This window comes from Streptomyces sp. NBC_00667 (assembly GCF_036226825.1).
In the GTDB taxonomy this organism is placed as follows: Bacteria; Actinomycetota; Actinomycetes; order Streptomycetales; family Streptomycetaceae; genus Streptomyces.
This window is the reverse complement of the sequence record NZ_CP109022.1, coordinates 3,489,908-3,511,878: the sequence shown is the minus strand read 5'-3', so window position 1 is coordinate 3,511,878 and position 21,971 is coordinate 3,489,908. Positions and strand designations below refer to the sequence as shown.

Below are 21,971 nucleotides of genomic sequence, written 5' to 3'. Positions count from 1 at the left end.
GAGAGGGGCCGCCATGGACCTGGCCCTGTTGCGTACCTTCGTCGCGGTGCACCGGGCCGGCTCGTTCACCCGTGCCGCCGCACTGCTCGGGCTGTCCCAGCCCGCCGTCACCTCGCAGATCCGCACCCTCGAACGGCAACTGGGCCGGCCGCTCTTCCACCGCCGGGCTCGTGGGGTAACGCCCACCGCGATCGGTGACGAGCTCGCCCACAAAGCCGCTCCCCACCTCGACGCATTGCTGCGCATCGCCGAGACGGAACGCGAGGCGGCCGGCGGGTTACGCACGCTGCACATCGCCGGTCCCCCCGAGTTCGTGTGCCAGCGCGTGCTCCCGGCCCTGGCGCCTCTCGTGGGACAAGGCCAGACCCTGCGCACCGCCCTCAAGGCCGACGCCGAGGAGGCCCTCGACGGACTGTCCGCCGGGCAGCACGACCTCGTCGTCACCACCGGTCGTCCCCGTGGCGGCCCGGTCACTGCCACCGCCCTGTGCGACGAGGAACAGGTACTCGTCGCCGCGCCCTACTGGGCCGCGCTCGTCGATCCGGTCCTTCTGCGGGCCAAGGGCGGCGGCAGCCCGGCCGCCCTCGAAGGGATCCCGGTCGTGGAGGTCCACGAGAGCCTCCCCCTCATCACGCGCTACTGGGCCGCCGTCTTCGATGCGCTGCCGGAAGCCGCCGCCACCGTCGTCGTGCCCGACCTGAGGGCGGTACGAGAGTGTGTCCGGGCCGGCGCCGGGCTCGCCGTGCTGCCCCGTTACCTCTGCCAGGACGCCATCGACCGCGGCCAGATCGTCTCTCTGCTGGAGCCCGCGGTACCACCCCTGCGTACCTGGTTCGTCGTCGTACGGACTGGCAGTCTGGCGCTCGCCCACCTCGCCCGGGCCCATGACCGGCTGCTGCGCGCCGCCGTGGACTGGTGATCCGCCGCCGCGGAGTACAGACCGCGGAAACCGCGTGTTTCGCGACCACGCGTTTCAGAAGCGGAAGAGTGGGCCACTCTTCTCCCATGACCGAACGTCCCGTCGTCAAACGCACCGCCCGCGCGATCCTGCTCGACGGTGACGACCTGATCCTCATCAAACGCACCAAGCCCGGCCTCGACCCGTACTGGCTCACTCCCGGCGGGGGGGTGGAGCCCACGGACGCCACCGTGGTCGACGCCCTGCACCGGGAAGTCCACGAGGAACTCGGCGCCAAGATCGTCGACGTGGTGCCCTGCTTCGTGGACACCGTCGAGCACATCGCCGACGGCGGAGTGACCGGCGTCAAGGTGCAGCACTTCTTCGTCTGCCGTCTGGAGTCCATGGATCCCGCACAACGGCACGGCCCCGAGATCGACGAGCCCGAGGGCGAATACGAGATCGTCCGTGTGCCGTTCAGCCGGGTCGGCATCGCGGCCGTCCACCTCGTCCCGCTGTCCCTGCGCCACTACCTCGACGGCAACATCGAAGGCGTACGGGCGATGCACGCCCCCGACCTGCGCTGACGATCTGCCGAGGGGCCGAGGGGCAGTCGCCGGGTCAGCCGGCGGCTCCCACCAACTCCTCGACCGAGTCGTAGCGGATCCGCTCCCACGGGATCCCGATCCGCTTGAGGGCGTCCACACCATTGCGGACCATCGCCGGCGGACCCGAGATGAAGGCGTCGTACGAGCTCCAGGGCCCGTTCGCACCGACGGCCTGGGGCAGCTGCCCCGCCAACCCCTCCCCGACGACCGGACGTACCGACAGCCAAGGATGTGACCGCTGCAGCCCGAGCAGCGTGTCCTTGTCGTACAGGTCGGTGTCGCTGCGCGCTCCGAAGAAGACTTCCATGCGGCGTCGTTCACCGTGCTCCGCCACATCCTCGATCAACGCCTTGATCGGGGCGATGCCCGTCCCGCCGCCGAGGCAGAGCATCCCGTTGTCCGTGCTGTGGTCCACCACCATCGATCCGGCCGGAGGGCCCAGGCGCAGGACATCACCCGGCCGGGCGTGACGCACCAGGGCGTTGGAGACCCAACCCGCCGGAACGGCCTTGACGTGGAAAGACAGCAACCCGTCGGCGCGCGGGGCGGAGGCGAAGGAATAGTGCCGCCAGACCCGAGGCCACCACGGGGTCTCCAGGCTCGTGTACTGGCCTGCGAGGAATGCGTACGGCCGGTCCGGGCGCACCGTCAGCACCGCGATGTCCGGTGTCCGCAGATCGTGGGCGACCACCTCCGCGTGCCACCAGGCCGGCGCTTTGAACTCGTCCTCGGCCGCCGCGTCGATCATGATCTGGGAAATCAAGGTGTACGCCCGCACCCATGCGGCCTCGGCTTCCGGCCCCCAGGTCAGCTCCGCGTACCGGGACAGCGCCCCCATCAGCGCCTCGCCCACCAGGGGGTAGTGGCCTGCCATGGTTCCGTACTTGCGGTGGCCGGTGCCGAGCCGACGCAGATAGGGGGTGAGCACCTCGGGATCGTCGATGTGTTCGGCGGCCGTGAGGAGCGCCTTCAGCAGCCGGTCGCGCTGGGTGTCCATGGCCACGGGGAACATCTCCCGCACCTCGGGTTGCCGCGTGAACAGCAGGGCGTAGAAGTACGAAGTGACCTTGTCGGCGATGGGCGCGATCTCCGCGAGCGTGCTGCGGATGAGTACGGCATCGGGGGAGGGCTCGGTCGCCCCGGCACCGGAAGGTATCCGGTCCGTCCCCCGTCTTGCCGGTCTGGTGGACGGAGCGTCCATGCGGTGCCTCGCTTAGAGCATCTCGGTCGGTCTGCACACACCACGGTCGAATCCGTGGTTCCGGGCTTTATAGCGTGCCAGCGGACCGTGTGCCCCGCGGGGGAATGAGGAAACTCGGCGCTCGCATTCCCCTTTCCCCCTAAGATACGGCGACTTCCTGACGTGTCGTCCCGAGGAGCCGGTACGCCTCGCGGAGGTCCCGTCCCTGGTAGATGTATGTGGCCCGCTCCGCCAGGTACTGCTGCGCGTTGACTGCAATCGACGTCGGTACCACCTCGAAGAGCACTGAATCGGTCAGAGAGTCCCCGTAGGCGACACAGTCGTTCCGGCTCACTCCGAACCGGGCGCACAGCCGGTCGGCGACCTCCACCTTCCCCTCCGGGGTGAGGATCCCCGTGACGTCCATGGGCCCGGTGAAGGGGACCGCTGGGTAGACCGACCCGTGCGCGGCATCCGCTCCCCACTCCAGGAGCAACTCCACGAAGAAGGAGGGAGACAGTGAGATCACCGCGCAAAGATCACCACGTTCCTTGATCTCCCGCCACACCTCGCGGATCCCCTCCAGCCACGGGGCACCGTCGAACGCAGCCCGGACATGGGCGGCCGTCAGGTCCGACCACAATGCGTGCGCCGCCAGGGAGAACTCGTGCGGGCCGATCTCCCGGGCAGCGAAGGCCCGTTCCAGCTCGGCGATCTCCTGGCTGACGCCGAGCTGCCGGGAGATCTCTACCGGCGCCGCCGACCCGTACATCAGGGTGCCATCGAGGTCGAAGAGGTGCAGACGCGTCATAGTCATCGAGGCTAGCTTCCATGTTTCACGTGAAACAGCCTGTTTCACGTGAAACACAGACCGGCCTCGACCCGGTGAGGCAGCAGCAGCCGGGCAGGCCGGACGGATGTTTCACGTGAAACGTTCGCCGCGTCGAGCGCCTCGGTCTGCCAAATCCTCTGGACGGCCTCCGCGTCATGATCCAGGCTGAGCCGGTGACACCATCAGAGCTCACCGACCTGCCGATCCGCTCACTGGCCCTGAACGATCTCCGCCACTGCGCCGACCTCTCCGAGGACCGTGGCTGGCTCCGCGAGGACCACAAATGGGGACTCCTCCTTGTGGCCGGGGACGGTTACGGAATCGACGCCCCCGACGGCAACGGACTCGCCGCGGTGTGCGTCGTCACCCGATACGGCCGGCCACATGCCGATCCGGAGCTTGCCGCCATCGGCATGGTCCTCGTCGCCGACCGGTACGCGCGGCAGGGCATGGGGCGCCGCCTCATGACGTACATCTGCAACGACGTCCTCAAGGGCATCCCGCTCACTCTCCACGCCACGCCCTTCGGACGCCCGCTCTATGAGGAACTCGGCTTCGACGCCATTGGCAGCGCCGAGATGTTGCAGGGAAGCTTCCAACCGGATCCCGCACCGCCAGGGTCCGAAGCCGCACTCGTCAGGCCGGCCACCGCCGATGACATCGCCCGGATCGTCGGCTTGGACACGGAGGTGTTCGGTACGGACCGCACCCACCTGTTGACGCGACTGCCGGCCTTCGCAGACAGGTTGTTCGTCGCCGAGGAAAGCACCGGTGAGCTGATCGGTTACGCCGCCATCTGGCCCAACATGGAAACTCATGTGATCGGGCCGCTTGTCGCCCAGGACACAGCCACTGCACGAGCTCTGGTCAACGCACTGGCGGCCACCACCGATCGACCGCTGCGCACCGATGTCGACGTACGCCACGAAGGGCTCATTGCGTGGCTCAAAGCCCGCGGTCTCGGTTCTCTGGCCGTCAACGCCGTGATGACCCGGGACATTTCCCGTCTCCCCGGCGACTGGAAACGGCGCTGGGCCCCGATCACCGTCGCCGCAAGCTGAGGAAGGAACCACCATGGCCGACGACACCGAGCTCACCATCCGCCCCGCGACCGAGGCCGATCTACCCGCCATCGTCTCCCTGCTCGCCGACGACCCGCTCGGGGCGGCCCGCGAATCTCCGGACGATCTCGCCCCCTATGTCGAGGCTCTCAAGCATCTGACGGACGACCCCCACCAACACGTGATGGTGGCCGTCCGCGGTGAGCGTGTCGTGGGTACCCTCCAGCTCACCGTCGTCGCAGGCCTTTCCCGCCGGGGAGCCACCCGCTCCATCATCGAAGGGGTTCGCGTTCACGCCGATGAACGGGGCAGCGGCCTGGGCACCCGATTCATCGAGTGGGCGATCGAGAGGTCCCGCCAAGAGAACTGTGCGCTGGTCCAGCTCACCTCCGACGTCACACGGACCGACGCGCACCGTTTCTATGAACGGCTCGGCTTCACCGCCTCCCACGTCGGATTCAAACTCGCGCTCTGACGGATCGCCCCACGGCCGGGCCGCTGTCCGTAGCCCGGCCTACGATCAGGAGGGTGAATGCCGCCCTCCCTCTGATCACACAGGCCGAGCGTCGCCACCGGCTGGGCCGCCGTCACCGGCTGGCGCCTTCGGCGCGCGCGGCCCTCGTGCCCCAGGCGGCGGACGCCGTCGTCGCCCTGCACGCCACCGACGCCGCGACGGTATTCCTCTCCGCCCGCGCACGGCTCACCGAAAGCGACCCCGCCACGATCGAACAGGCCCTGTACGGGGACGTGAGCCTGGTCCGGCTGCTGAGCATGCGCAACACGCTGTTCGCCGTCTCCACCGAACTCGCGCCCTACGTCGACTCGTCCACGGCCCGGGCCATCGCGGTCAAGGAACGCAGGAGCATCCTCAAGCACCTCGAAGAAGACGGCCAAGGGCTCGATGCCGCCTGGCTGGCCGAGGCGGAGAAGGCCACACTCGACGCACTCGACACCCGTGGTGCTTCCACCGGCGGCCAACTGTCGGCCGCCGTACCCGCTCTGCGCCGGAAGATCACCGTGGGCCGGGGCAAGAATTACGAGGCACAGACCGGCGTCGCGACCCGCGTCATCCGTCTCCTGGCGGCCGACGGGCGGATCCGGCGCGACCGTCCCCGCGGGGCGTGGACCTCCAGCCAGTACCGCTGGGTCCACACCGAGCCCTGGCCGGCCGTCCCGGTTGCCGAGGCCCGCGCCGAGATCGCCCGCCGATGGCTGCGCGCGTACGGGCCGGCCACCGAGGCCGACTTCAAGTGGTGGACCGGCTGGACGCTGACCGACGCGCGCAGGGCCCTGGCCGCCGCCGGTGTGGAACACGTCCGCCTCGAAGGCGGCGCCACCGCCCTCGTCAGCCCTGGCGACACCGTCCCCGAGCCCGCTCCGGAGCCTTGGGCCGCGTTGCTTCCGGCTCTGGACCCCAGTGCAATGGGCTGGGCCGACCGCGGGTTCCACCTGGATCCTGCCTACCGGGCCGCCCTGTTCGACTACGCGGGGAACATCGGCCCGACCGTGTGGTGGAACGGCGAGATCGTCGGTGGCTGGGCTCAGCGCGGCGACGGCCGGATCGTCTGGCGTCTGCTGGGGAGCCCCGGCCGGGCCGCCGAGCGGGCCGTGACCGCCGAGGCCGGCCGCCTCGCGGAGTGGATCGGGGAGGCCCGGATCACCCCTCGTTTCCGGACGCCGCTGGAGCGCGAGCTGGTCTCCTGACGAGTTGGTGTCCGAGCGAGCTGGTCTCCTGAGGGGGCCGGCCGCCCGATCCCCACCCCCTGCTAACCGATGCCGCGCCAGCCCTGCGGGTCCACTCCGCCCGGGACCGGGGCACCGGCGTCGTACGGCTCCCGCGTGAACACGAACGAACCAAGGTCGAGGTGACTCACTGACCCGTCCGCCCGCCGTACCGCGCGCAGTGTCTCACCCGCGTAGTAGCCGTTCAGGCCGGTCCAGCTGCCGTCCTGCTCGGCCCGGAACCTGGCCGTGCGACCCGTCGGCCCCATCGGGCCCAGCTCCAGCAGCCCGTCCGACGTCAGCCGCACCACCTGGGCCGCCGTGCCCCAGTACCAGGGGCCGCACAGCTCAAGGGCCACTGGGTCCGAACCGAGGAAGGGCCGCCACGGCTCGGGGATACGCGGCTCGGCTTCCGCCACGAGGCCGACCAGCTCCACCGCAACGGTCGTGGCGGGCAGTCCCGACGTGCAGTTCGCCAGCACCACCGCGGCCACGTCGTCCGCCTCGCTCAGCCACAGTCCCGCGACGAACCCGGGCAGTGACCCGCCGTGTCCGGCGAGCGCGCGCCCACCGTGGTCCAGTACTTGCAGCCCGAGTCCGTAACCGTTCGCCGGGGCACCCGGCTCGGGGGCGACGGTCGGTGTACGCATTTCGCGCAGTGATTCCGCGCTCAGCACCCCGGCCTCACCCCGAACGAGGAACGCCGCGAACCGGGCCAGGTCCCTGGTGGTGGACCAGAGTTGACCGGCCGAGGCCATGATCCCGAGGTCCTCGACGGGCTCCGGCATCATCACGTCCGCCCAAGGGTGCACCGCCCAGCCGCCGGCGTGCGGTGACTGCGGGCCGACCGTCGTACGGTCCAGCCCCAGTGGCTCCAGCACCTCAGCCCGGAGCACCTCCTCCCAGGGCTTGCCGCGCAGCGCCTCGACGAGCGAACCGAGCAGCGTGTAGCCCGGGTTGGAGTAGTGGTGCCGCAAGCCCGGCTCGAAACGGAAGGGCGCCTCTCCCAGCACGTCACCGAGCGCCGGTCGCAGCGCGGCCGGCGTCCGCTCCCACCACTCGCCCGGCGTCTCGGCCGCCAAACCGCCCGTGTGGGCGAGCAACTGGCGGACGGTCACCTCCCCGGCCCCCGTACCGGGAAGGTGCTTCTCCAGCCGGTCGCCGAGTTCCAGCAGCCCTTCGTCCCGCAGGCGCATCACCAGTACGGCGGTGAACGTCTTGGTGATCGACCCGATCCGGTACTGGACGTCCCCGTCAGGACCGTGCCCTTCGACAGAGGTCCGGGACCCTTCCCAGACCACCTCCCCGCCGCGCACGACAGCAGCGACGACGGACGGCGCACGCCCCTCGCTCTGCGCCAGGGCGATCCGGTGCGTCAGCGCGCGCCGGGTGGCGGGAAGCAGTCGGTGGTCCTCAGGTACGTCCTCAGATACAGCAGCCATGATCGGATGCTACGTGTTGGCCATGTCCACGAACCGCGAATAATGGCCCTGGAAGGCCACGGTGATCGTCGCCGTCGGACCGTTACGGTGCTTGGCCACGATCAGGTCGGCCTCGCCCGCGCGGGGCGACTCCTTCTCGTACGCGTCCTCGCGGTGCAGCAGGATCACCATGTCCGCGTCCTGCTCGATCGAGCCCGACTCACGCAGGTCGGAGACCATCGGCTTCTTGTCCGTGCGCTGCTCGGGTCCACGGTTCAGCTGGGACAGCGCGATGACCGGGACCTCCAGCTCCTTCGCCAGCAGCTTGAGGTTTCGGGACATGTCCGAGACCTCCTGCTGGCGGCTTTCGGGACGGCGCGAGCCGCCGGACTGCATGAGCTGGAGGTAGTCGATGACCACGAGCGAAAGGTCGTTGCGCTGCTTGAGCCGACGGCACTTCGCCCGGATCTCCATCATCGACAGGTTGGGGGAGTCGTCGATGTACAGGGGCGCGGCGGAGACGTCGGGCATCCGACGGGCCAGCCGGGTCCAGTCGTCGTCCGTCATGGTGCCGGAGCGCATGTGGTGCAGCGCGACCCGGGCTTCCGCCGAGAGGAGGCGCATCGCGATCTCGTTGCGGCCCATTTCGAGGGAGAAGATGACGCTGGGCAGGTTGCTCTTGATGGAACAGGCGCGGGCGAAGTCGAGGGCGAGCGTCGACTTTCCCATGGCGGGACGTGCAGCGATGACGATCATCTGACCGGGGTGCAGGCCGTTGGTCAGGGAGTCGAGGTCGGTGAAACCGGTGGGGACGCCGGACATCTGGCCGCTGCGCGAGCCGATCGCCTCGATCTCGTCGAGGGCGCCCTCCATGATGTCGCCCAGCGGCAGATAGTCCTCAGACGTCCGCTGCTCGGTGACCGCGTAGATCTCGGCTTGGGCGCTGTTGACGATCGCGTCGACGTCGCCGTCCGCCGCGTATCCCATCTGCGTGATCTTGGTGCCGGCGGCGACCAGGCGGCGCAGCACGGCTCTCTCGTGGACGATCTCCGCGTAGTACTCGGCGTTGGCCGCCGTCGGTACGGACTGCACCAAGGTGTGCAGGTACGCCGCACCACCCACCTTGCTGATCTCACCGCGCCGGGTCAGCTCGGCGCCGACGGTGATCGGGTCGGCGGGCTCGCCCTTGGCGTACAGGTCGAGGATGGCCTGGTAGATCGTCTCGTGCGACGGACGGTAGAAGTCGTGCCCCTTGAGCACCTCGACCACGTCGGCGATGGCGTCCTTGGACAGCAGCATGCCGCCGAGGACCGACTGCTCGGCATCGAGGTCCTGGGGCGGGACGCGCTCGAAGCCGCCGCCGTCCCACGAGCCGCCCTCGCGCCCGCGGTCCTGCTGGTCGTCTCCACGGCCGCGGCCGTCACCGTTGCGGCGCGAGCGGGCGGGCAGACGGTCACCCGGACCGCTGTCGGCCCAGGGGTCGTCCATGGGCTCGGGCATACTCACCGGGCCGCCTCCTCCCGTCCGCAACGCGGACCTCGCCGTGCCACTCTTTCTAGGGCACGGCTCTGACATTCGGGGACCCCGGACCGGCTGTCGGCGCATCGGGGCAACGCACAACGGTAGGGCCGCGGACGACGTCAGCCAATCTTGTTATCCACAGGCTGTGTGGATGAGATGTGGATGACGGCGCCAATGCTGTGGGTAAGTCGGCCGAAGCTGTGCACGGACCGGGGGACGACGCTGTGGACAAAATCACCTGGCCACCCCTGTTAGCCCACTGACCTGCACTTTCTCCGTCCTCAGGCTGTGAGGGAGAAAATTCTTGGCCACTGTCTCAAGATCGCCTCCAAAGGGGTGCGGAGAACTCCCAAGTCAGCGGCCAAGTAAGGGTCCTAGATATGTTGTGTCCATTACCTGTGGAAGATTAGATTGGGCGTATGAAACTGGCCTCCACAGCACCGGAAGCGGACCCGAGACGACACGACCGCGAGATCCTCGCGCTCGCCCTCCCCGCCTTCGGCGCGCTCGTCGCCGAGCCGCTCTTCGTGATGGCGGACAGCGCCATCGTCGGGCACCTCGGGACCCCCCAGCTGGCCGGCCTGGGCGTCGCAGCCGCGCTGCTCACCACCGCGGTCAGTGTCTTCGTCTTCCTCGCCTACGCCACCACCGCGGCCGTCGCCCGACGGGTCGGCGCGGGTGACCTCCAGGCCGCCATCCGCCAGGGCATGGACGGGATCTGGCTGGCACTGCTGCTCGGGGCTGCCGTCATCGCCGTCGTCCTGCCCACCGCGCCGCGGCTGATCTCCCTGTTCGGGGCTTCCGACACCGTCGCCCCCTACGCGGTCACCTATCTGAGGATCTCCGCCCTGGGCATCCCGGCCATGCTCGTGGTGCTGGCGGCCACCGGTGTCATCCGTGGGCTCCAGGACACGCGCACGCCGCTCTATGTCGCCATCGGCGGCTTCACCCTCAACGGGGCCCTGAACCTGGCGCTCGTCTACGGGGCAGGCCTCGGCATCGCCGGCTCCGCGTGGGGCACGGTGATCGCCCAATGCGCCATGGCGGCCGTCTACCTCGTCGTGGTCATCCGCGGCGCCCGTCGGCACGGAGCCACGCTGCGGCCCGACACGGCAGGCATACGCGCCTGTGCACAGGCCGGCGTGCCCCTACTGGTCCGCACGCTGTCCCTGCGGGCCATTCTGATGATCGCTACTGCCGTAGCCGCTCGGCTGGGGGACGCGGACATCGCCGCTCACCAAATCCTTCTTTCGCTGTGGACACTGCTCGCCTTCGCGCTGGACGCGATCGCGATCGCCGGACAGGCCATCATCGGCCGGTACCTGGGCGCAGGGGACACCGAAGGGGCCAAGGCTCTGTGCCGACGGATGGTGCGGTGGGGCGTCATCGGCGGCCTTGTACTGGGTCTGCTCGTCGTTCTGGCGCGATCCGTCTTCGTGCCGCTCTTCACCAGCGATCCTGTCGTGGAGGACACACTGCTGCCCGCCCTGCTGGTACTCGCCGTCTCCCAGCCGATCTGCGGCATCGTTTTCGTACTCGACGGGGTCCTGATGGGCGCGGGTGACGGCCGCTACCTGGCCGGCGCGATGCTGCTGACCCTGGCCGTCTTCACTCCCGCCGCGCTGCTCCTGCCCAGCCTGGGAGGCGGCCTGACCGCCCTCTGGTGGGCCATGACCTTGATGATGGTGGTCCGTATGGCGACCCTCCAGCTGCGCGCCCGCTCGGGCCGGTGGCTGGTGGCCGGCGCTACCCGCTGACCCCGGGCGGGCGTTGTTTCACGTGAAACATCGCCTGGTCCCACGAGACCCACCGTGTTTCACGTGAAACGAAGAACCCCGGAAACGACGAAGGGCCGCACCCCACTGGGGTGCGGCCCTTCGTGCGCAGCACTTAGGCGGCGACGACCTCGACGCCCACGTTCGCCAGGACCTCGGCGTGCAGACGCACGGAGACCTGGTACGAACCGAGGGTCTTGATCGGCGAGCCGAGCTCAACGCGGCGCTTGTCGACCTTCGGGCCACCAGAAGCCTCGATCGCCGAAGCGATGTCGGACTGCGTGACGGAACCGAAGAGACGGCCGGCGTCACCCGAGCGGGTGGCCAGGCGCACCTTGACGCCCTCGAGCTTGGCCTTGATCTCGTTGGCCTGCTCGATGGTCGCGATCTCGTGGATCTTGCGGGCGCGGCGGATCTGCGCCACGTCCTGCTCGCCACCCTTGGTCCAGCGGATCGCGAAGCGACGCGGGATCAGGTAGTTGCGGGCGTATCCGTCCTTGACGTCGACGACGTCGCCAGCGGCACCGAGGCCATTGACCTCGTGGGTCAGGATGATCTTCATTAGTCGGTCACCCTTTCCTTATCGCGCGGTGGACGTGTAGGGCAGCAGCGCCATCTCACGGCTGTTCTTCACGGCCGTGGCGACGTCACGCTGGTGCTGCGTGCAGTTGCCGGTAACGCGGCGGGCACGGATCTTGCCACGGTCGGAAATGAACTTCCGCAGCATGTTCGTGTCCTTGTAGTCCACGTACGCGGTCTTGTCCTTGCAGAACGCGCAGACCTTCTTCTTAGGCTTGCGCACAGGCGGCTTCGCCATTGTGTCTCTCCTGTGTGATCAAGAAGTGGGGATGCGAGCTGCCCTAGAAGGGCGGCTCGTCCGAGTAGCCACCGCCGGAGCCGCCGGAGCTTCCGCCCCAGCCGCCCCCGCCGCCGCCCTGCTGCTGGCCACCGGCCGGCGCGCTGGACGCCCACGGGTCGTCGGAGGGAGCTCCGCCGCCCTGAGGCGCACCGCCGCTGGGGGCTCCGCCCCAGTTGCCGCCGCCGGCCTGCGGCTGACCGCCGCCGTACCCACCCTGGCCGCCGCGACCCGTGGTCTTGGCGACCTTGGCCGTGGCGTTCTTCAAGCTGGGGCCGACTTCCTCGACGTCCAGCTCGTAGACCGTGCGCTTGACACCCTCACGGTCCTCGTACGACCGCTGCCTCAGCCGGCCCTGCACGATGACGCGCATGCCTCGCTGGAGGGACTCGGCGACGTTCTCCGCCGCCTGCCGCCACACCGAGCAGGTCAGGAACAGGCTCTCGCCGTCCTTCCACTCATTGGTCTGACGGTCGAAGGTGCGGGGGGTGGACGCGACACGGAACTTCGCGACCGCCGCACCCGAGGGGGTGAAGCGCAGCTCGGGGTCGTCGACGAGATTGCCGACGACCGTGATGACGGTCTCGCCTGCCATGGATGAACCTCTCGGCGGGGATTTGCTGCTGGGCTGCTGTGCTACTCGGTCCCGATTACCGCTGAACCGAAGTTCAGTGGGTCTCGGGGCGGAGGACCTTGGTCCGGAGAACCGACTCGTTCAGGTTCATCTGTCGGTCAAGCTCCTTGACGACCGCAGGCTCGGCCTGGAGGTCGATGACCGAGTAGATGCCCTCGGGCTTCTTCTTGATCTCGTAAGCGAGACGACGACGGCCCCAGGTGTCGACCTTCTCGACCTTTCCGTTGCCCTCACGGACGACGGAGAGGAAGTTCTCGATCAGCGGGGAGACAGCGCGCTCCTCGAGATCGGGGTCGAGGATGACCATCACTTCGTAGTGACGCATGTGGAACCCACCTCCTTTGGACTCAGCGGCCACGGTCGTTCCGTGGCAGGAGGGTCGTGATGCGTGCGCACGGCGTCCACAGAGCAGACACCGCGCAGACCGTACAGACTACCTGCTCGACTCCTTCCGGTTGAAATCCGGCAGGAGTGGGCCACACTCTGTATCCATCGGGTGTGCACGGTGCTATGCCCCCGGCTCCCCCGGAGGCGGCCCCGTAGCACCGCTCTGCGGCAGCCAGGAGGTGCCTTCCGATGGCACAGGCAATGCGACCTCAGTCCTCCATCTCGCTCTTCGCGACCGACGGCAAGCCCCACCCGCTACAGGACACCCTGATGGCGGTCACCGTGATCCTCGGCGTCGTGGCGTTCGTCACGGGGTTCTTCGACAACCTGCACCTGCTCAGCTCCTGGACCGGGCTGATCGGGATCATCACCGGCGCCTACGGACAGTTCATCTCGGAGACGACACGCGAACGCTTCGCGCTGATCATCGGGCTTGGTGCCTCAGCCGTGGGCTTCTTCCTCGGCATGGCACACGGCGGCCTCTTCGGCGGCTGGCTGGGCTGACCGGGGTACCTCCGCGACGGGGCGCCGCCCGGCACCGGGCGGGGCCCGACCCGTCCCCCAGTGGGGCGGCGCCCCTGTCGCAGTAGGCTTCGCGCCATAGCAGCGAAGCCGCCGGAGGAGCACCCCGCATGAGCCTGTCCCTGAGGACCATCAGCCGAGAGCAGCATCTGGGTTACCTCCAGAGCCTGCCCTCGGCTAGCCACTGCCAGGTCCCGGCGTGGGCCGACGTCAAGAACGAGTGGCGTTCGGAGAACCTCGGTTGGTTCGGCGCGTCCGGCGAACTCGTCGGTGCCGCCCTCGTCTTGTACCGCCAGCTGCCCAAGGTGAAGCGGTACCTCGCCTACCTGCCCGAGGGACCGATCATCAACTGGTTCGCCCCGAACCTGGAGGAGTGGCTCCAGCCGATGCTGGCCCACCTCAAGCAGCAGGGCGCCTTCACGGTGAAGATGGGTCCGCCCGTCGTCATCCGCCGCTGGAACGCGGCCGCCATCAAGGCCGGCATCCAGGACCCGGACGTCAAGCGCCTGCGGGACGTGGAGGCATCGGTCATCGAGCCCCGCGCCTTCGAGGTTTCCGACAAGCTGCGCCGGATGGGCTGGCAGCAGGCCGAGGACGGCGGAGCCGGCTTCGGAGACGTCCAGCCCCGCTACGTCTTCCAGGTACCGCTGGCCAACCGTTCGCTGGACGACGTCCTCAAGGGCTTCAACCAGCTGTGGCGCCGCAACATCAAGAAGGCCGAGAAGGCCGGTGTCGAGGTCGTCCAGGGCGGTTACGACGACCTGCCGACGTGGCAGCACCTGTACGAGATCACGGCCGAGCGCGACAAGTTCCGCCCGCGCCCGCTCAGTTACTTCCAGCGGCAGTGGACGGCCCTCAACTCCGAGGACCCCAACCGCATGCGGCTGTACATCGCCACGCACGAGGGCGAGCCGCTGGCAGCCGCCACGATGCTCACGGTCGGCCAGCACGTCTGGTACTCCTACGGCGCCTCCGCCAACCACAAGCGCGAGGTCCGCCCCTCGAACGCGATGCAGTGGCGCATGCTGCGCGATTCCTACGCGCTCGGTGCGAGCGTCTACGACCTGCGCGGAATCAGTGACACCCTGGACGAGAACGATCACCTGTTCGGTCTGATCCAGTTCAAGGTCGGCACCGGCGGCGAGGCGGTCGAGTACGTGGGCGAGTGGGACTTCCCGCTGAACAAGGTGCTGCACAAGGCGCTCGACATCTACATGTCGCGCCGCTGACGGCACCCGCCCCATCCACAAACACAGCACCGCCGCACCCAGCGGCTTATCGGAGAGGTTCCGGACGGGCATGGCGCTCACGCTCTACGTCGACACCGCGCGCTGGCGTGCGCACCAGAAGCAGATCGCGGACCAGTTCCCCGGGCTGATCCCGGTCTGCAAGGGCAATGGCTACGGCTTCGGCCACGAGCGGCTGTGCGAGGAGGCGACCCGGATGGGCGCCGACATCCTGGCCGTCGGCACGACGTACGAGGCCGCGAGCATCAAGGACTGGTTCGGCGGTGATCTGCTCGTCCTCACCCCGTTCCGGCGGGGCGAGGAGCCGGTGCCGCTGCCGGACCGCGTGATCAGGTCCGTGTCCTCGGTGGACGGGGTCCGGGGCCTGGTCGGCGCCCGCGTCGTCATCGAGTGCATGAGCTCGATGCGCCGCCACGGTGTTTCGGAGCAGGACCTGGGGCAGCTCCAGTCGGCCATCGAGGACGTGCGCCTGGAGGGCTTCGCCCTGCACCTGCCGCTCGACCGCCCCGACGGCTCCGATGCCGTCGAGGAGGTCATCGGCTGGATGGACCGGCTGCGCGCCGCACGGCTGCCGCTGCACACCATGTTCGTCAGCCACCTGCGGGCCGAGGAGCTGGCCCGGCTCCAGCAGCAGTTCCCGCAGACCCGTTTCAGGGCCCGCATCGGTACCCGGCTGTGGCTGGGCGACCACGAGGCGACCCAGTACCGGGGCGCCGTCCTGGACGTCACGCGTGTGGCCAAGGGCGACCGGTTCGGCTACCGCCAGCAGAAGGCCGCCTCCGACGGCTGGCTCGTCGTGGTCGCCGGGGGTACCTCGCACGGGGTGGGCCTGGAGGCCCCCAAGGCCCTGCACGGGGTGATGCCGCGCGCCAAGGGCGTCGCACGGGCCGGCCTGGCGACGGTCAACCGGAACCTGTCGCCGTTCGTCTGGGCGGGCAAGCAGCGCTGGTTCGCGGAGCCCCCGCACATGCAGGTGTCGATCCTGTTCGTGCCGTCCGACGCCACGGAGCCGAAGGTCGGCGACGAGCTGGTGGCGCACCTGCGGCACACCACCACGCAGTTCGACCGGGTGGTCGACGCCTGAGCCCGCTCAGTGCCGGGGGCGGGTCCCCCATTCCACCCGTTGTGCCTCCGGGGGCGTCGCGTCATGCGGCGCCCCCGCGGCGTTGGACAGCGTGAAGACGTCACGCGCCCCGTCCAGGACCCCGCCCGAAGGGTCGTCGGATCCGTCGCGCCGCACGACGTCACGCTCGGGCAGCAGGACGTCCCGTACGACCACCGCACACAGGTAGAGGGTCGCCAGCAGGTGAAGGGCGATGGCCAGCTGGTAACCCTCGACCGGCAGGCCCTGGTGCTTGTCGCCGCTGGTCGTGTAGGCCAGGTAGAACCAGATCCCGAGGAAGTAAAGGACCTCACCGGCCTGCCAGATCAGGAAGTCCCGCCAGCGCGGCCGGGCGAGCGCGGCGAGGGGGATCAGCCACAGCACGTACTGCGGCGAGTACACCTTGTTGGCCAGGATGAAGGCCGCGACGACGAGGAAGGCCAGCTGTGCGAAGCGCGGACGGCGGGGCGCCTTGAGGGTGAGCAGCGCGATGCCGGCGCACAGCAGCAGGGTGAGGACGGTGGCGTACGTGTTCGCGCCGGTCAGGGGGTTCCCCGACCGCTGGGAGATCAACAGCCACACCGAACCGAAGTCGATGGGCCGCTCCTGGCTGAAGGTGTAGAACTTCTTCCAGCCGTCCCAGGCGAACAGCATGACGGGCAGGTTCACCACGAGCCACGCAGCGGCCGCTCCCGCTGCGGCGCCGCCGAACGCCCGCCATTTCCCGGCCCTCAGGCAGAGGACGAAGAGCACCCCGAGCAGCAGTACCGGGTAGAGCTTGGCCGCGGTGGCCAGCCCGATGAAGACGCCGAAGAGCACCGCGCGGCCGCGGGACCACATCAGCATCGCGACGGCGGTCAGGGCGAGGGCCAGCAGGTCCCAGTTGATCGTCGCGGTGAGGGCGAACGCGGGGGCCAGGGCCAGCAGCAGCGCGTCCCAGGGCCGTCGGCGATGGGTGCGGGCGACGCACACGGCGATGACCGCCGCACAGATCATCAGCATCCCCGCGTTGACCATCCAGTACATCTGCTCGCGGTGCTGCATCGAGCCGCTGCCGGGGGTCATCCAGGAGGCGATCTGCATGAAGAGCCCGGTGAGCACCGGGTATTCCAGGTACTGCATGTCGCCCGGGAGCCGGTCCCAGTAGGGGGTGAGGCCGTCGGCGAAGCCCCGCACCACGTACAGGTGCGGGATGTCGGAGTAGCAGGCGTGGGTGTACTGGGAGCCGGCTCCCCGGAACCACGCCCAGTCGTAGCACGGCACCTTCTGCACCATGCCGAGCGCGAACATGCCGAGCGCGACGAGGACCACCACACGGACCGGCGTCAGCCAGTGGCCGCCCAGCCGGACATGGCGGCCGAACGGGCCACCGATGAGCTCACTGCCGGCGGCGGCGACCTCGTCCTGCTGGGTCGGCAGAACGGGCCGGTCCTCGTGCACCTTCGTCATGGGCTCATCCTGCCGTACCGCCCCGGGCACGCACGAGGGCCGCCGCGGAGTGCGACGGCCCTCGTCGAGTGGGGCGTGGAGGGGATCAGCCCCCGGTGCCGAGACTGGTGCCCCAGCTGGTGCCGCCCGGGCGGCCCGGTTTTCCGCTGGCGGGCGGCGAAGGTGCCCCGGTGGTGCCGCCGTCCGGTCCGCCGTCGACGCCGCTGCTGGTGCCGGTGCTGGTCCCGGTGTCGGTACCCCCGGTGGTGCCGGGCGGGCACAGCTTCCAGGGCGGGCAGCTCGGCTTGCCGCCCTTGGAGGGGGACGGGGAACCCGAGGGCGAGGGGCTCGCCGGAGGCGTGGACTGGGACACCGAGGGGGAGGGTGTGGGCGCCGCCGGCGTGGGGGTGGGGGCTCCGGGAGAGTCCGCGACCACGCCGATGTCCTCCGCCTCCGGGAAGTCCTTGACGGGCTTTCCCTTGAGCGCTTCCTTCATGTACTCGGTCCAGATGGTGGCGGGGATGTCACCACCGTGGATCGAGTCGATGTTGCCCACACCGTTCATGGACAGGAGTCCCTGGTCCGGCTTGCTGGGGTCGCTGCGGAACAGGGTGACCGCGGTGGAGAGCTGCGGGGTGTAGCCGACGAACCAGGCCGACTTGTTCTTGTCGGTCGTACCGGTCTTGCCGGCCACCGGCCGGCCCAGCTTCTTCGCCTTGGTACCGGTTCCCTCGGGGCTCTCTACGACGTTCTTGAGCACCTTGGTGACGTTGTCCGCGACGGAGTTGTCCATGGCGCGCTGCGCCTTGGGTGCCTCGAAGCCCGGCAGGGGCGTGCCGTTCTTCTCTACCTTGGTGACCGAGTAGGGCTCGTGGTGGGTGCCCGAGGCGGCGAAGGTGGCGTAGGAGTCCGCCATCCGGATGGCGCTGGGGGTCGAGGTGCCGAGGGCGAAGGAGGCGTTGTCGTTCGGGTCCATCGAATCCTTGAGGATGCCGGTGGACGCGGCCACGTCCCGGACCTTGCTGTGACCGACGTCGAAGACGAGCTGGGCGAAGGGCACGTTGATGGACTTTTCCATCGCCTCGTTCAGCGTGACGTAGCCGTAGGCCCTTTCGCTCTCGTTCTTCTGCTGGAACGGCTTGCCGTCCTTGCCGAGCAGCGGCCTGCCGTCCCGGTCTTTGATCACCGTCAGGTCGTTGGCGTTGTACTTGCTGTCGGCCGAGATGCCCTCGCCCTTGGACTTCTTGGTGCCGTACTCCATCGCCGCCGCCAGCACGTACGGCTTCCAGGTCGAGCCGACCGGGACACCGCTGGTGTTGGCGTTGTTGTTGAAGTACTTCTTGTCCATGCCCGGGCCGCCGTAGAGGGCCACGATCGCACCCGTGTTCACGTCTACGGAAGCGGCGCCGAACTGGACGAACGTGTCGGTGTCGGGGCGTGCCTTCTCGTTGATGAAACCGTTGCGGGTGTCCTCGACGGCCTTTGTCAGGGCGTCCACTCTCGGCTTCTCGAAGGTGGTGTAGATCTGGTAGCCGCCTCGGGCCAGGTCGTCCGGGGTGATGCGCAAGGTCTTCGTGACGTACTGCTTGGCCGTCTCGACCAGGTAGCCGGTCTGTCCTGACAGGCTGCGGACCTGCTCGGCTTCGATGCGCTCGGGGAACTGCGTGTACTTCGCCCGCTCCGCCGGGTCCATCCGCCCCACCGCGACCTCACGGTCCAGTACCCAGGCCCAGCGCTGGCGGGCGCGCTTGTCGTTCTGCTCTGGAGTCGCAGCCGAGCCGATGCCGCCGTCCGGGTTGTAGAGGTTGGGGCCCTTGAGCATCGACGCCAGGAACGCGCTCTCCGAGGGGTTCAGCTTGTCGCTGTCCTTTCCGAAGTACGCGCGTGCGGCTGCCTGGATGCCATAGGCGTCCCGGCCGTAGTACGCGGTGTTGAGGTAGCCCGCGAGGACCGTGTCCTTGTCCTCCGAGACGCCGAGCTTTATCGCGATGAAGAGCTCGGTCACCTTCCGCTTCAGCGTCTGGTTGGAGTCGAGGTAGGTGTTCTTGACGTACTGCTGGGTGATGGTCGACCCACCCTGGGTGGAGCCGCCCTTGGCCATGTTCACCACGGCCCGGGCGATGCCCATCGGGTCGACGCCCTTGTCCGTCTCGAAGCTCTCGTTCTCCGCCGCGATCACGGCGTTGCGCATCGAGAGGGGGATCTTGTCGATGGGCACGATCTGGCGGTTCATCGAACCGCCGGTCGCGACCATCTGGGTGTTGTCCGCCCAGTAGAAGACGTTGTTCTGTGCCTTCGCCGCCTTGTTCGCGTCCGGGGTGTTGACCATGGCGATACCGATGCCGGCGCCGGCGATGATCACAGCGAAGAACCCGAAGATGGTGCCGCTCACCAGCTTCCAGGACGGCACGAAGCGCATCCAGCCGTCCTTGTCGGAGCGCGGGTAGTTGATGAGCCGCTTGTCCGGCCGTCCGTTGCCTCCCGCCCGCCCACGGCCCGCGGATCCTCGCTGGGCGGCTCTGCGTGTGTCGGCCCGGCTGCCGTGGGGGGCCTGGGGCCCTCCGTGCGGGCCGCTGCGTGAGGCCATGGGGACGTCACGTCCGGCCGCGGCGCCGCGGCCCGGGTGCTGCGGGGCACCCCGGCGGGACGCGGCGCGCCCGCCGCCTTGGGGCTGCTGCGGCGGTTTGCGGCGGTGCTCGCTCATCGAACGACTACTCCTCGGGCAGGCGAGTGGCCTGGAAGCGGCGGTTACATTCCGGTTCCCCCGGTGTCATGCGGCAAAGAGTACGCAGGGTCAAAACCCAATCAGTGCCGAAGTTCACCCCAAATCAGGCAACTTGCCTGGTACGAATTGGTGATGTGACGCCGGTCACCACTCCACCCCTTGTCGCCACGAGCCGCCCGCTCTATCGTCTGGATGTATCGAGTCGATACATCAGCTCGGCATAAACTCGGAGCCGGAAGAGAGGCAGGCGGATGAGCAGGCGCTCAGGCATCCTCGAGTTCGCCGTCCTCGGCCTGCTCCGCGAGTCCCCCATGCACGGTTACGAGCTTCGTAAACGGCTCAACACCTCACTGGGGGTCTTCCGGGCGTTCAGCTACGGGACGCTCTACCCCTGCCTCAAGACGCTGGTCGCCAACGGCTGGTTGATCGAAGAACCGGGCAACGCCCCGGAAGACGCTCTCGCCGCTTCACTCGCGGGGCGCCGGGCCAAGATCGTCTACCGGTTGACGGCCGCGGGCAAGGAGCACTTCGAAGAGCTCCTCTCCCACACCGGCCCGGACACCTGGGAAGACGAGTCCTTCGCCGCCCGGTTCGCCTTCTTCGGTCAGACCGAGCGGGAAGTGCGCATGCGAGTGCTGGAGGGCCGCCGCAGCCGGCTGGAAGAGCGTCTGGAGAAGATGCGCGCCTCACTCGCGCGCACGCGGGAGCGGCTCGACGACTACACCCTTGAGCTGCAGCGACACGGAATGGAATCCGTGGAGCGCGAAGTGCGCTGGCTGAACGAGCTCATTGAGAGCGAGCGGGCGGGACGGGATCAGAGACGACCCGGTCCGTCCGACGAAACTGCAAAGTGAGGCCTGCATCTCGCAGGCCTCGTCCGAGAACAAACAGGGAGCAACCGGAATGGGTTCGGTTCGCGTAGCCATCGTCGGCGTGGGCAACTGCGCCGCCTCGCTGGTGCAGGGCGTCGAGTATTACAAGGACGCCGACCCGGCGGCCAAGGTCCCCGGTCTGATGCACGTCCAGTTCGGCGACTACCACGTGGGTGACGTCGAGTTCGTCGCCGCGTTCGACGTCGACGCGAAGAAGGTCGGCCTCGACCTTTCGGACGCCATCGGCGCCAGCGAGAACAACACCATCAAGATCTGCGACGTCCCGAACACGGGCGTCACCGTGCAGCGCGGCCACACCCTGGACGGCCTGGGCAAGTACTACCGCATGACCATCGAGGAGTCCGCCGAGGCTCCGGTCGACGTGGTGCAGATCCTCAAGGACCGCCAGGTCGACGTCCTGATCTGCTACCTGCCCGTCGGTTCCGAGGAAGCGGCGAAGTTCTACGCCCAGTGCGCCATCGACGCCAAGGTCGCGTTCGTCAACGCCCTCCCGGTCTTCATCGCCGGCACCAAGGAGTGGGCGGACAAGTTCACCGAGGCCGGCGTTCCGATCGTCGGCGACGACATCAAGTCCCAGGTCGGCGCCACCATCACGCACCGCGTGATGGCGAAGCTGTTCGAGGACCGCGGTGTCCGTCTTGAGCGCACCATGCAGCTCAACGTCGGCGGCAACATGGACTTCAAGAACATGCTTGAGCGCGACCGCCTCGAGTCGAAGAAGATCTCCAAGACGCAGGCCGTCACCTCGCAGATCCCCGACCGTGAGCTCGGCGAGAAGAACGTCCACATCGGCCCCTCCGACTACGTCGCGTGGCTCGACGACCGCAAGTGGGCCTACGTCCGCCTTGAGGGCCGTGCCTTCGGCGACGTCCCGCTGAACCTCGAGTACAAGCTCGAGGTGTGGGACTCCCCGAACTCGGCCGGTGTCATCATCGACGCCCTGCGCGCCGCGAAGATCGCCAAGGACCGCGGCATCGGTGGTCCGATCCTGTCGGCTTCGAGCTACTTCATGAAGTCCCCGCCGGTCCAGTACTTCGACGACGAGGCCTACGCGAACGTCGAGAAGTTCATCAAGGGCGAGGTCGAGCGCTAAGCAGCTCCGGCTCGACGCGTTCCACAAGAAAGCACACGAAGCCCGGTCCTTCGGACACCTGGACTT

At 68.5% G+C, this 21,971-nt stretch carries 21 protein-coding genes; 11 read left to right on the top strand and 10 right to left on the bottom strand.

What is annotated here, in order from left to right; all coding sequences use genetic code 11:
- The first annotated feature begins 13 nt into the window (after positions 1-13).
- Both OHA81_RS16340 and OHA81_RS16335 read left to right on the top strand, forming a co-directional pair.
- Positions 14-919 carry a LysR family transcriptional regulator gene (locus OHA81_RS16340; protein ID WP_329196713.1) on the top strand — a complete coding sequence of 302 codons (906 nt, stop codon included), beginning with the start codon at positions 14-16 and terminating at the stop codon, positions 917-919.
- Positions 920-1,005: 86 nt separating this feature from the next.
- Positions 1,006-1,485 carry an NUDIX hydrolase gene (locus OHA81_RS16335; protein WP_329196711.1) on the top strand — a complete coding sequence of 160 codons (480 nt, stop codon included), beginning with the start codon at positions 1,006-1,008 and terminating at the stop codon, positions 1,483-1,485.
- A 34-nt stretch (positions 1,486-1,519) separates the two neighbouring features.
- Here OHA81_RS16335 and OHA81_RS16330 read toward each other — a convergent pair whose 3' ends face one another.
- A complete protein-coding gene (locus OHA81_RS16330; RefSeq protein WP_329196709.1) occupies positions 1,520-2,707 on the bottom strand; it encodes a globin domain-containing protein in 1,188 nt (395 codons plus the stop codon).
- A gap of 139 nt (positions 2,708-2,846) precedes the next feature.
- A complete protein-coding gene (locus OHA81_RS16325) occupies positions 2,847-3,497 on the bottom strand; it encodes an HAD family hydrolase (RefSeq protein WP_329202318.1) in 651 nt (216 codons plus the stop codon).
- A gap of 176 nt (positions 3,498-3,673) precedes the next feature.
- On the opposite strand from OHA81_RS16325, the gene OHA81_RS16320 reads away from it, so the two are divergent.
- The 3 genes from OHA81_RS16320 to OHA81_RS16310 are packed head-to-tail and all read left to right on the top strand — an operon-like array spanning position 3,674 to position 6,283.
- Positions 3,674-4,579, top strand: a complete 906-nt coding sequence (locus OHA81_RS16320) for a GNAT family N-acetyltransferase (RefSeq protein ID WP_329196708.1) — start codon at positions 3,674-3,676, stop codon at positions 4,577-4,579.
- A gap of 13 nt (positions 4,580-4,592) precedes the next feature.
- Complete coding sequence (locus tag OHA81_RS16315) at positions 4,593-5,054, top strand: GNAT family N-acetyltransferase (RefSeq protein WP_329196706.1); 462 nt, start codon at positions 4,593-4,595, stop codon at positions 5,052-5,054.
- Positions 5,055-5,107: 53 nt separating this feature from the next.
- A complete protein-coding gene (locus tag OHA81_RS16310) occupies positions 5,108-6,283 on the top strand; it encodes a winged helix DNA-binding domain-containing protein (protein ID WP_329196704.1) in 1,176 nt (391 codons plus the stop codon).
- Between the two features lie 62 nt (positions 6,284-6,345).
- On the opposite strand, the gene OHA81_RS16305 is transcribed toward OHA81_RS16310, so the two are convergent.
- Together OHA81_RS16305 and dnaB are read right to left on the bottom strand one after the other, a co-directional pair.
- Complete coding sequence (locus OHA81_RS16305; RefSeq protein WP_329196702.1) at positions 6,346-7,743, bottom strand: serine hydrolase domain-containing protein; 1,398 nt, start codon at positions 7,741-7,743, stop codon at positions 6,346-6,348.
- Between the two features lie 9 nt (positions 7,744-7,752).
- On the bottom strand, positions 7,753-9,228 hold the full coding sequence (gene dnaB / locus OHA81_RS16300) for a replicative DNA helicase (RefSeq protein ID WP_329196701.1): 1,476 nt from the start codon (positions 9,226-9,228) through the stop codon (positions 7,753-7,755).
- 434 nt (positions 9,229-9,662) lie between these two features.
- Between dnaB and OHA81_RS16295 the strand changes: the two genes are divergently transcribed.
- On the top strand, positions 9,663-11,000 hold the full coding sequence (locus tag OHA81_RS16295) for an MATE family efflux transporter (RefSeq protein ID WP_329196699.1): 1,338 nt from the start codon (positions 9,663-9,665) through the stop codon (positions 10,998-11,000).
- A 133-nt stretch (positions 11,001-11,133) separates the two neighbouring features.
- Here OHA81_RS16295 and rplI read toward each other — a convergent pair whose 3' ends face one another.
- The 4 genes from rplI to rpsF form a co-directional block, all read right to left on the bottom strand.
- Positions 11,134-11,580 (bottom strand): 50S ribosomal protein L9, encoded by a 447-nt coding sequence (gene rplI, locus OHA81_RS16290; RefSeq protein ID WP_136210369.1) that lies wholly within the window; start codon positions 11,578-11,580, stop codon positions 11,134-11,136.
- Between the two features lie 18 nt (positions 11,581-11,598).
- The gene (rpsR, locus tag OHA81_RS16285; protein WP_005315025.1) at positions 11,599-11,835 is read right to left on the bottom strand and encodes a 30S ribosomal protein S18; all 237 of its coding nucleotides are present in this window, start codon (positions 11,833-11,835) and stop codon (positions 11,599-11,601) included.
- A 43-nt stretch (positions 11,836-11,878) separates the two neighbouring features.
- Positions 11,879-12,469 (bottom strand): single-stranded DNA-binding protein, encoded by a 591-nt coding sequence (locus OHA81_RS16280; protein WP_329196696.1) that lies wholly within the window; start codon positions 12,467-12,469, stop codon positions 11,879-11,881.
- A gap of 73 nt (positions 12,470-12,542) precedes the next feature.
- On the bottom strand, positions 12,543-12,833 hold the full coding sequence (gene rpsF, locus OHA81_RS16275) for a 30S ribosomal protein S6 (RefSeq protein WP_004950685.1): 291 nt from the start codon (positions 12,831-12,833) through the stop codon (positions 12,543-12,545).
- 251 nt (positions 12,834-13,084) lie between these two features.
- Between rpsF and OHA81_RS16270 the strand changes: the two genes are divergently transcribed.
- The 3 genes from OHA81_RS16270 (at position 13,085) to OHA81_RS16260 (ending at position 15,748) form a co-directional block, all read left to right on the top strand.
- Positions 13,085-13,399, top strand: a complete 315-nt coding sequence (locus OHA81_RS16270; protein WP_329196694.1) for a hypothetical protein — start codon at positions 13,085-13,087, stop codon at positions 13,397-13,399.
- Positions 13,400-13,527: 128 nt separating this feature from the next.
- Complete coding sequence (locus OHA81_RS16265; RefSeq protein ID WP_329196693.1) at positions 13,528-14,646, top strand: lipid II:glycine glycyltransferase FemX; 1,119 nt, start codon at positions 13,528-13,530, stop codon at positions 14,644-14,646.
- Between the two features lie 70 nt (positions 14,647-14,716).
- Positions 14,717-15,748: an alanine racemase gene (locus OHA81_RS16260; RefSeq protein WP_329196691.1), complete on the top strand. Its 1,032-nt coding sequence runs from the start codon at positions 14,717-14,719 to the stop codon at positions 15,746-15,748.
- Positions 15,749-15,754: 6 nt separating this feature from the next.
- On the opposite strand, the gene OHA81_RS16255 is transcribed toward OHA81_RS16260, so the two are convergent.
- Both OHA81_RS16255 and OHA81_RS16250 read right to left on the bottom strand, forming a co-directional pair.
- The gene (locus tag OHA81_RS16255; RefSeq protein ID WP_329196690.1) at positions 15,755-17,215 is read right to left on the bottom strand and encodes a glycosyltransferase family 87 protein; all 1,461 of its coding nucleotides are present in this window, start codon (positions 17,213-17,215) and stop codon (positions 15,755-15,757) included.
- Between the two features lie 85 nt (positions 17,216-17,300).
- Positions 17,301-19,898, bottom strand: coding sequence for a transglycosylase domain-containing protein (locus tag OHA81_RS16250; RefSeq protein WP_329196689.1), 2,598 nt, complete (start codon positions 19,896-19,898; stop codon positions 17,301-17,303).
- A 272-nt stretch (positions 19,899-20,170) separates the two neighbouring features.
- On the opposite strand from OHA81_RS16250, the gene OHA81_RS16245 reads away from it, so the two are divergent.
- Both OHA81_RS16245 and OHA81_RS16240 read left to right on the top strand, forming a co-directional pair.
- A complete protein-coding gene (locus OHA81_RS16245) occupies positions 20,171-20,773 on the top strand; it encodes a PadR family transcriptional regulator (protein WP_136210355.1) in 603 nt (200 codons plus the stop codon).
- 49 nt (positions 20,774-20,822) lie between these two features.
- Positions 20,823-21,905 (top strand): inositol-3-phosphate synthase, encoded by a 1,083-nt coding sequence (locus tag OHA81_RS16240; RefSeq protein WP_136210353.1) that lies wholly within the window; start codon positions 20,823-20,825, stop codon positions 21,903-21,905.
- Positions 21,906-21,971: the final 66 nt, after the last annotated feature.

What these genes read in the sequence shown, in the direction of transcription:
- OHA81_RS16340 (WP_329196713.1), top strand. Translation starts at nt 14, where the DNA reads ATGGACCTGGCCCTGTTGCGTACCTTCGTCGCGGTGCACCGGGCCGGC.
- OHA81_RS16335 (WP_329196711.1), top strand. Translation starts at nt 1,006, where the DNA reads ATGACCGAACGTCCCGTCGTCAAACGCACCGCCCGCGCGATCCTGCTC.
- OHA81_RS16330 (WP_329196709.1), bottom strand. Translation starts at nt 2,707, where the DNA reads ATGGACGCTCCGTCCACCAGACCGGCAAGACGGGGGACGGACCGGATA.
- OHA81_RS16325 (WP_329202318.1), bottom strand. Translation starts at nt 3,497, where the DNA reads ATGACGCGTCTGCACCTCTTCGACCTCGATGGCACCCTGATGTACGGG.
- OHA81_RS16320 (WP_329196708.1), top strand. Translation starts at nt 3,674, where the DNA reads ATGATCCAGGCTGAGCCGGTGACACCATCAGAGCTCACCGACCTGCCG.
- OHA81_RS16315 (WP_329196706.1), top strand. Translation starts at nt 4,593, where the DNA reads ATGGCCGACGACACCGAGCTCACCATCCGCCCCGCGACCGAGGCCGAT.
- OHA81_RS16305 (WP_329196702.1), bottom strand. Translation starts at nt 7,743, where the DNA reads ATGGCTGCTGTATCTGAGGACGTACCTGAGGACCACCGACTGCTTCCC.
- OHA81_RS16295 (WP_329196699.1), top strand. Translation starts at nt 9,663, where the DNA reads ATGAAACTGGCCTCCACAGCACCGGAAGCGGACCCGAGACGACACGAC.
- rplI (WP_136210369.1), bottom strand. Translation starts at nt 11,580, where the DNA reads ATGAAGATCATCCTGACCCACGAGGTCAATGGCCTCGGTGCCGCTGGC.
- rpsR (WP_005315025.1), bottom strand. Translation starts at nt 11,835, where the DNA reads ATGGCGAAGCCGCCTGTGCGCAAGCCTAAGAAGAAGGTCTGCGCGTTC.
- OHA81_RS16280 (WP_329196696.1), bottom strand. Translation starts at nt 12,469, where the DNA reads ATGGCAGGCGAGACCGTCATCACGGTCGTCGGCAATCTCGTCGACGAC.
- rpsF (WP_004950685.1), bottom strand. Translation starts at nt 12,833, where the DNA reads ATGCGTCACTACGAAGTGATGGTCATCCTCGACCCCGATCTCGAGGAG.
- OHA81_RS16270 (WP_329196694.1), top strand. Translation starts at nt 13,085, where the DNA reads ATGGCACAGGCAATGCGACCTCAGTCCTCCATCTCGCTCTTCGCGACC.
- OHA81_RS16265 (WP_329196693.1), top strand. Translation starts at nt 13,528, where the DNA reads ATGAGCCTGTCCCTGAGGACCATCAGCCGAGAGCAGCATCTGGGTTAC.
- OHA81_RS16260 (WP_329196691.1), top strand. Translation starts at nt 14,717, where the DNA reads ATGGCGCTCACGCTCTACGTCGACACCGCGCGCTGGCGTGCGCACCAG.
- OHA81_RS16255 (WP_329196690.1), bottom strand. Translation starts at nt 17,215, where the DNA reads ATGACGAAGGTGCACGAGGACCGGCCCGTTCTGCCGACCCAGCAGGAC.
- OHA81_RS16250 (WP_329196689.1), bottom strand. Translation starts at nt 19,898, where the DNA reads ATGAGCGAGCACCGCCGCAAACCGCCGCAGCAGCCCCAAGGCGGCGGG.
- OHA81_RS16245 (WP_136210355.1), top strand. Translation starts at nt 20,171, where the DNA reads ATGAGCAGGCGCTCAGGCATCCTCGAGTTCGCCGTCCTCGGCCTGCTC.
- OHA81_RS16240 (WP_136210353.1), top strand. Translation starts at nt 20,823, where the DNA reads ATGGGTTCGGTTCGCGTAGCCATCGTCGGCGTGGGCAACTGCGCCGCC.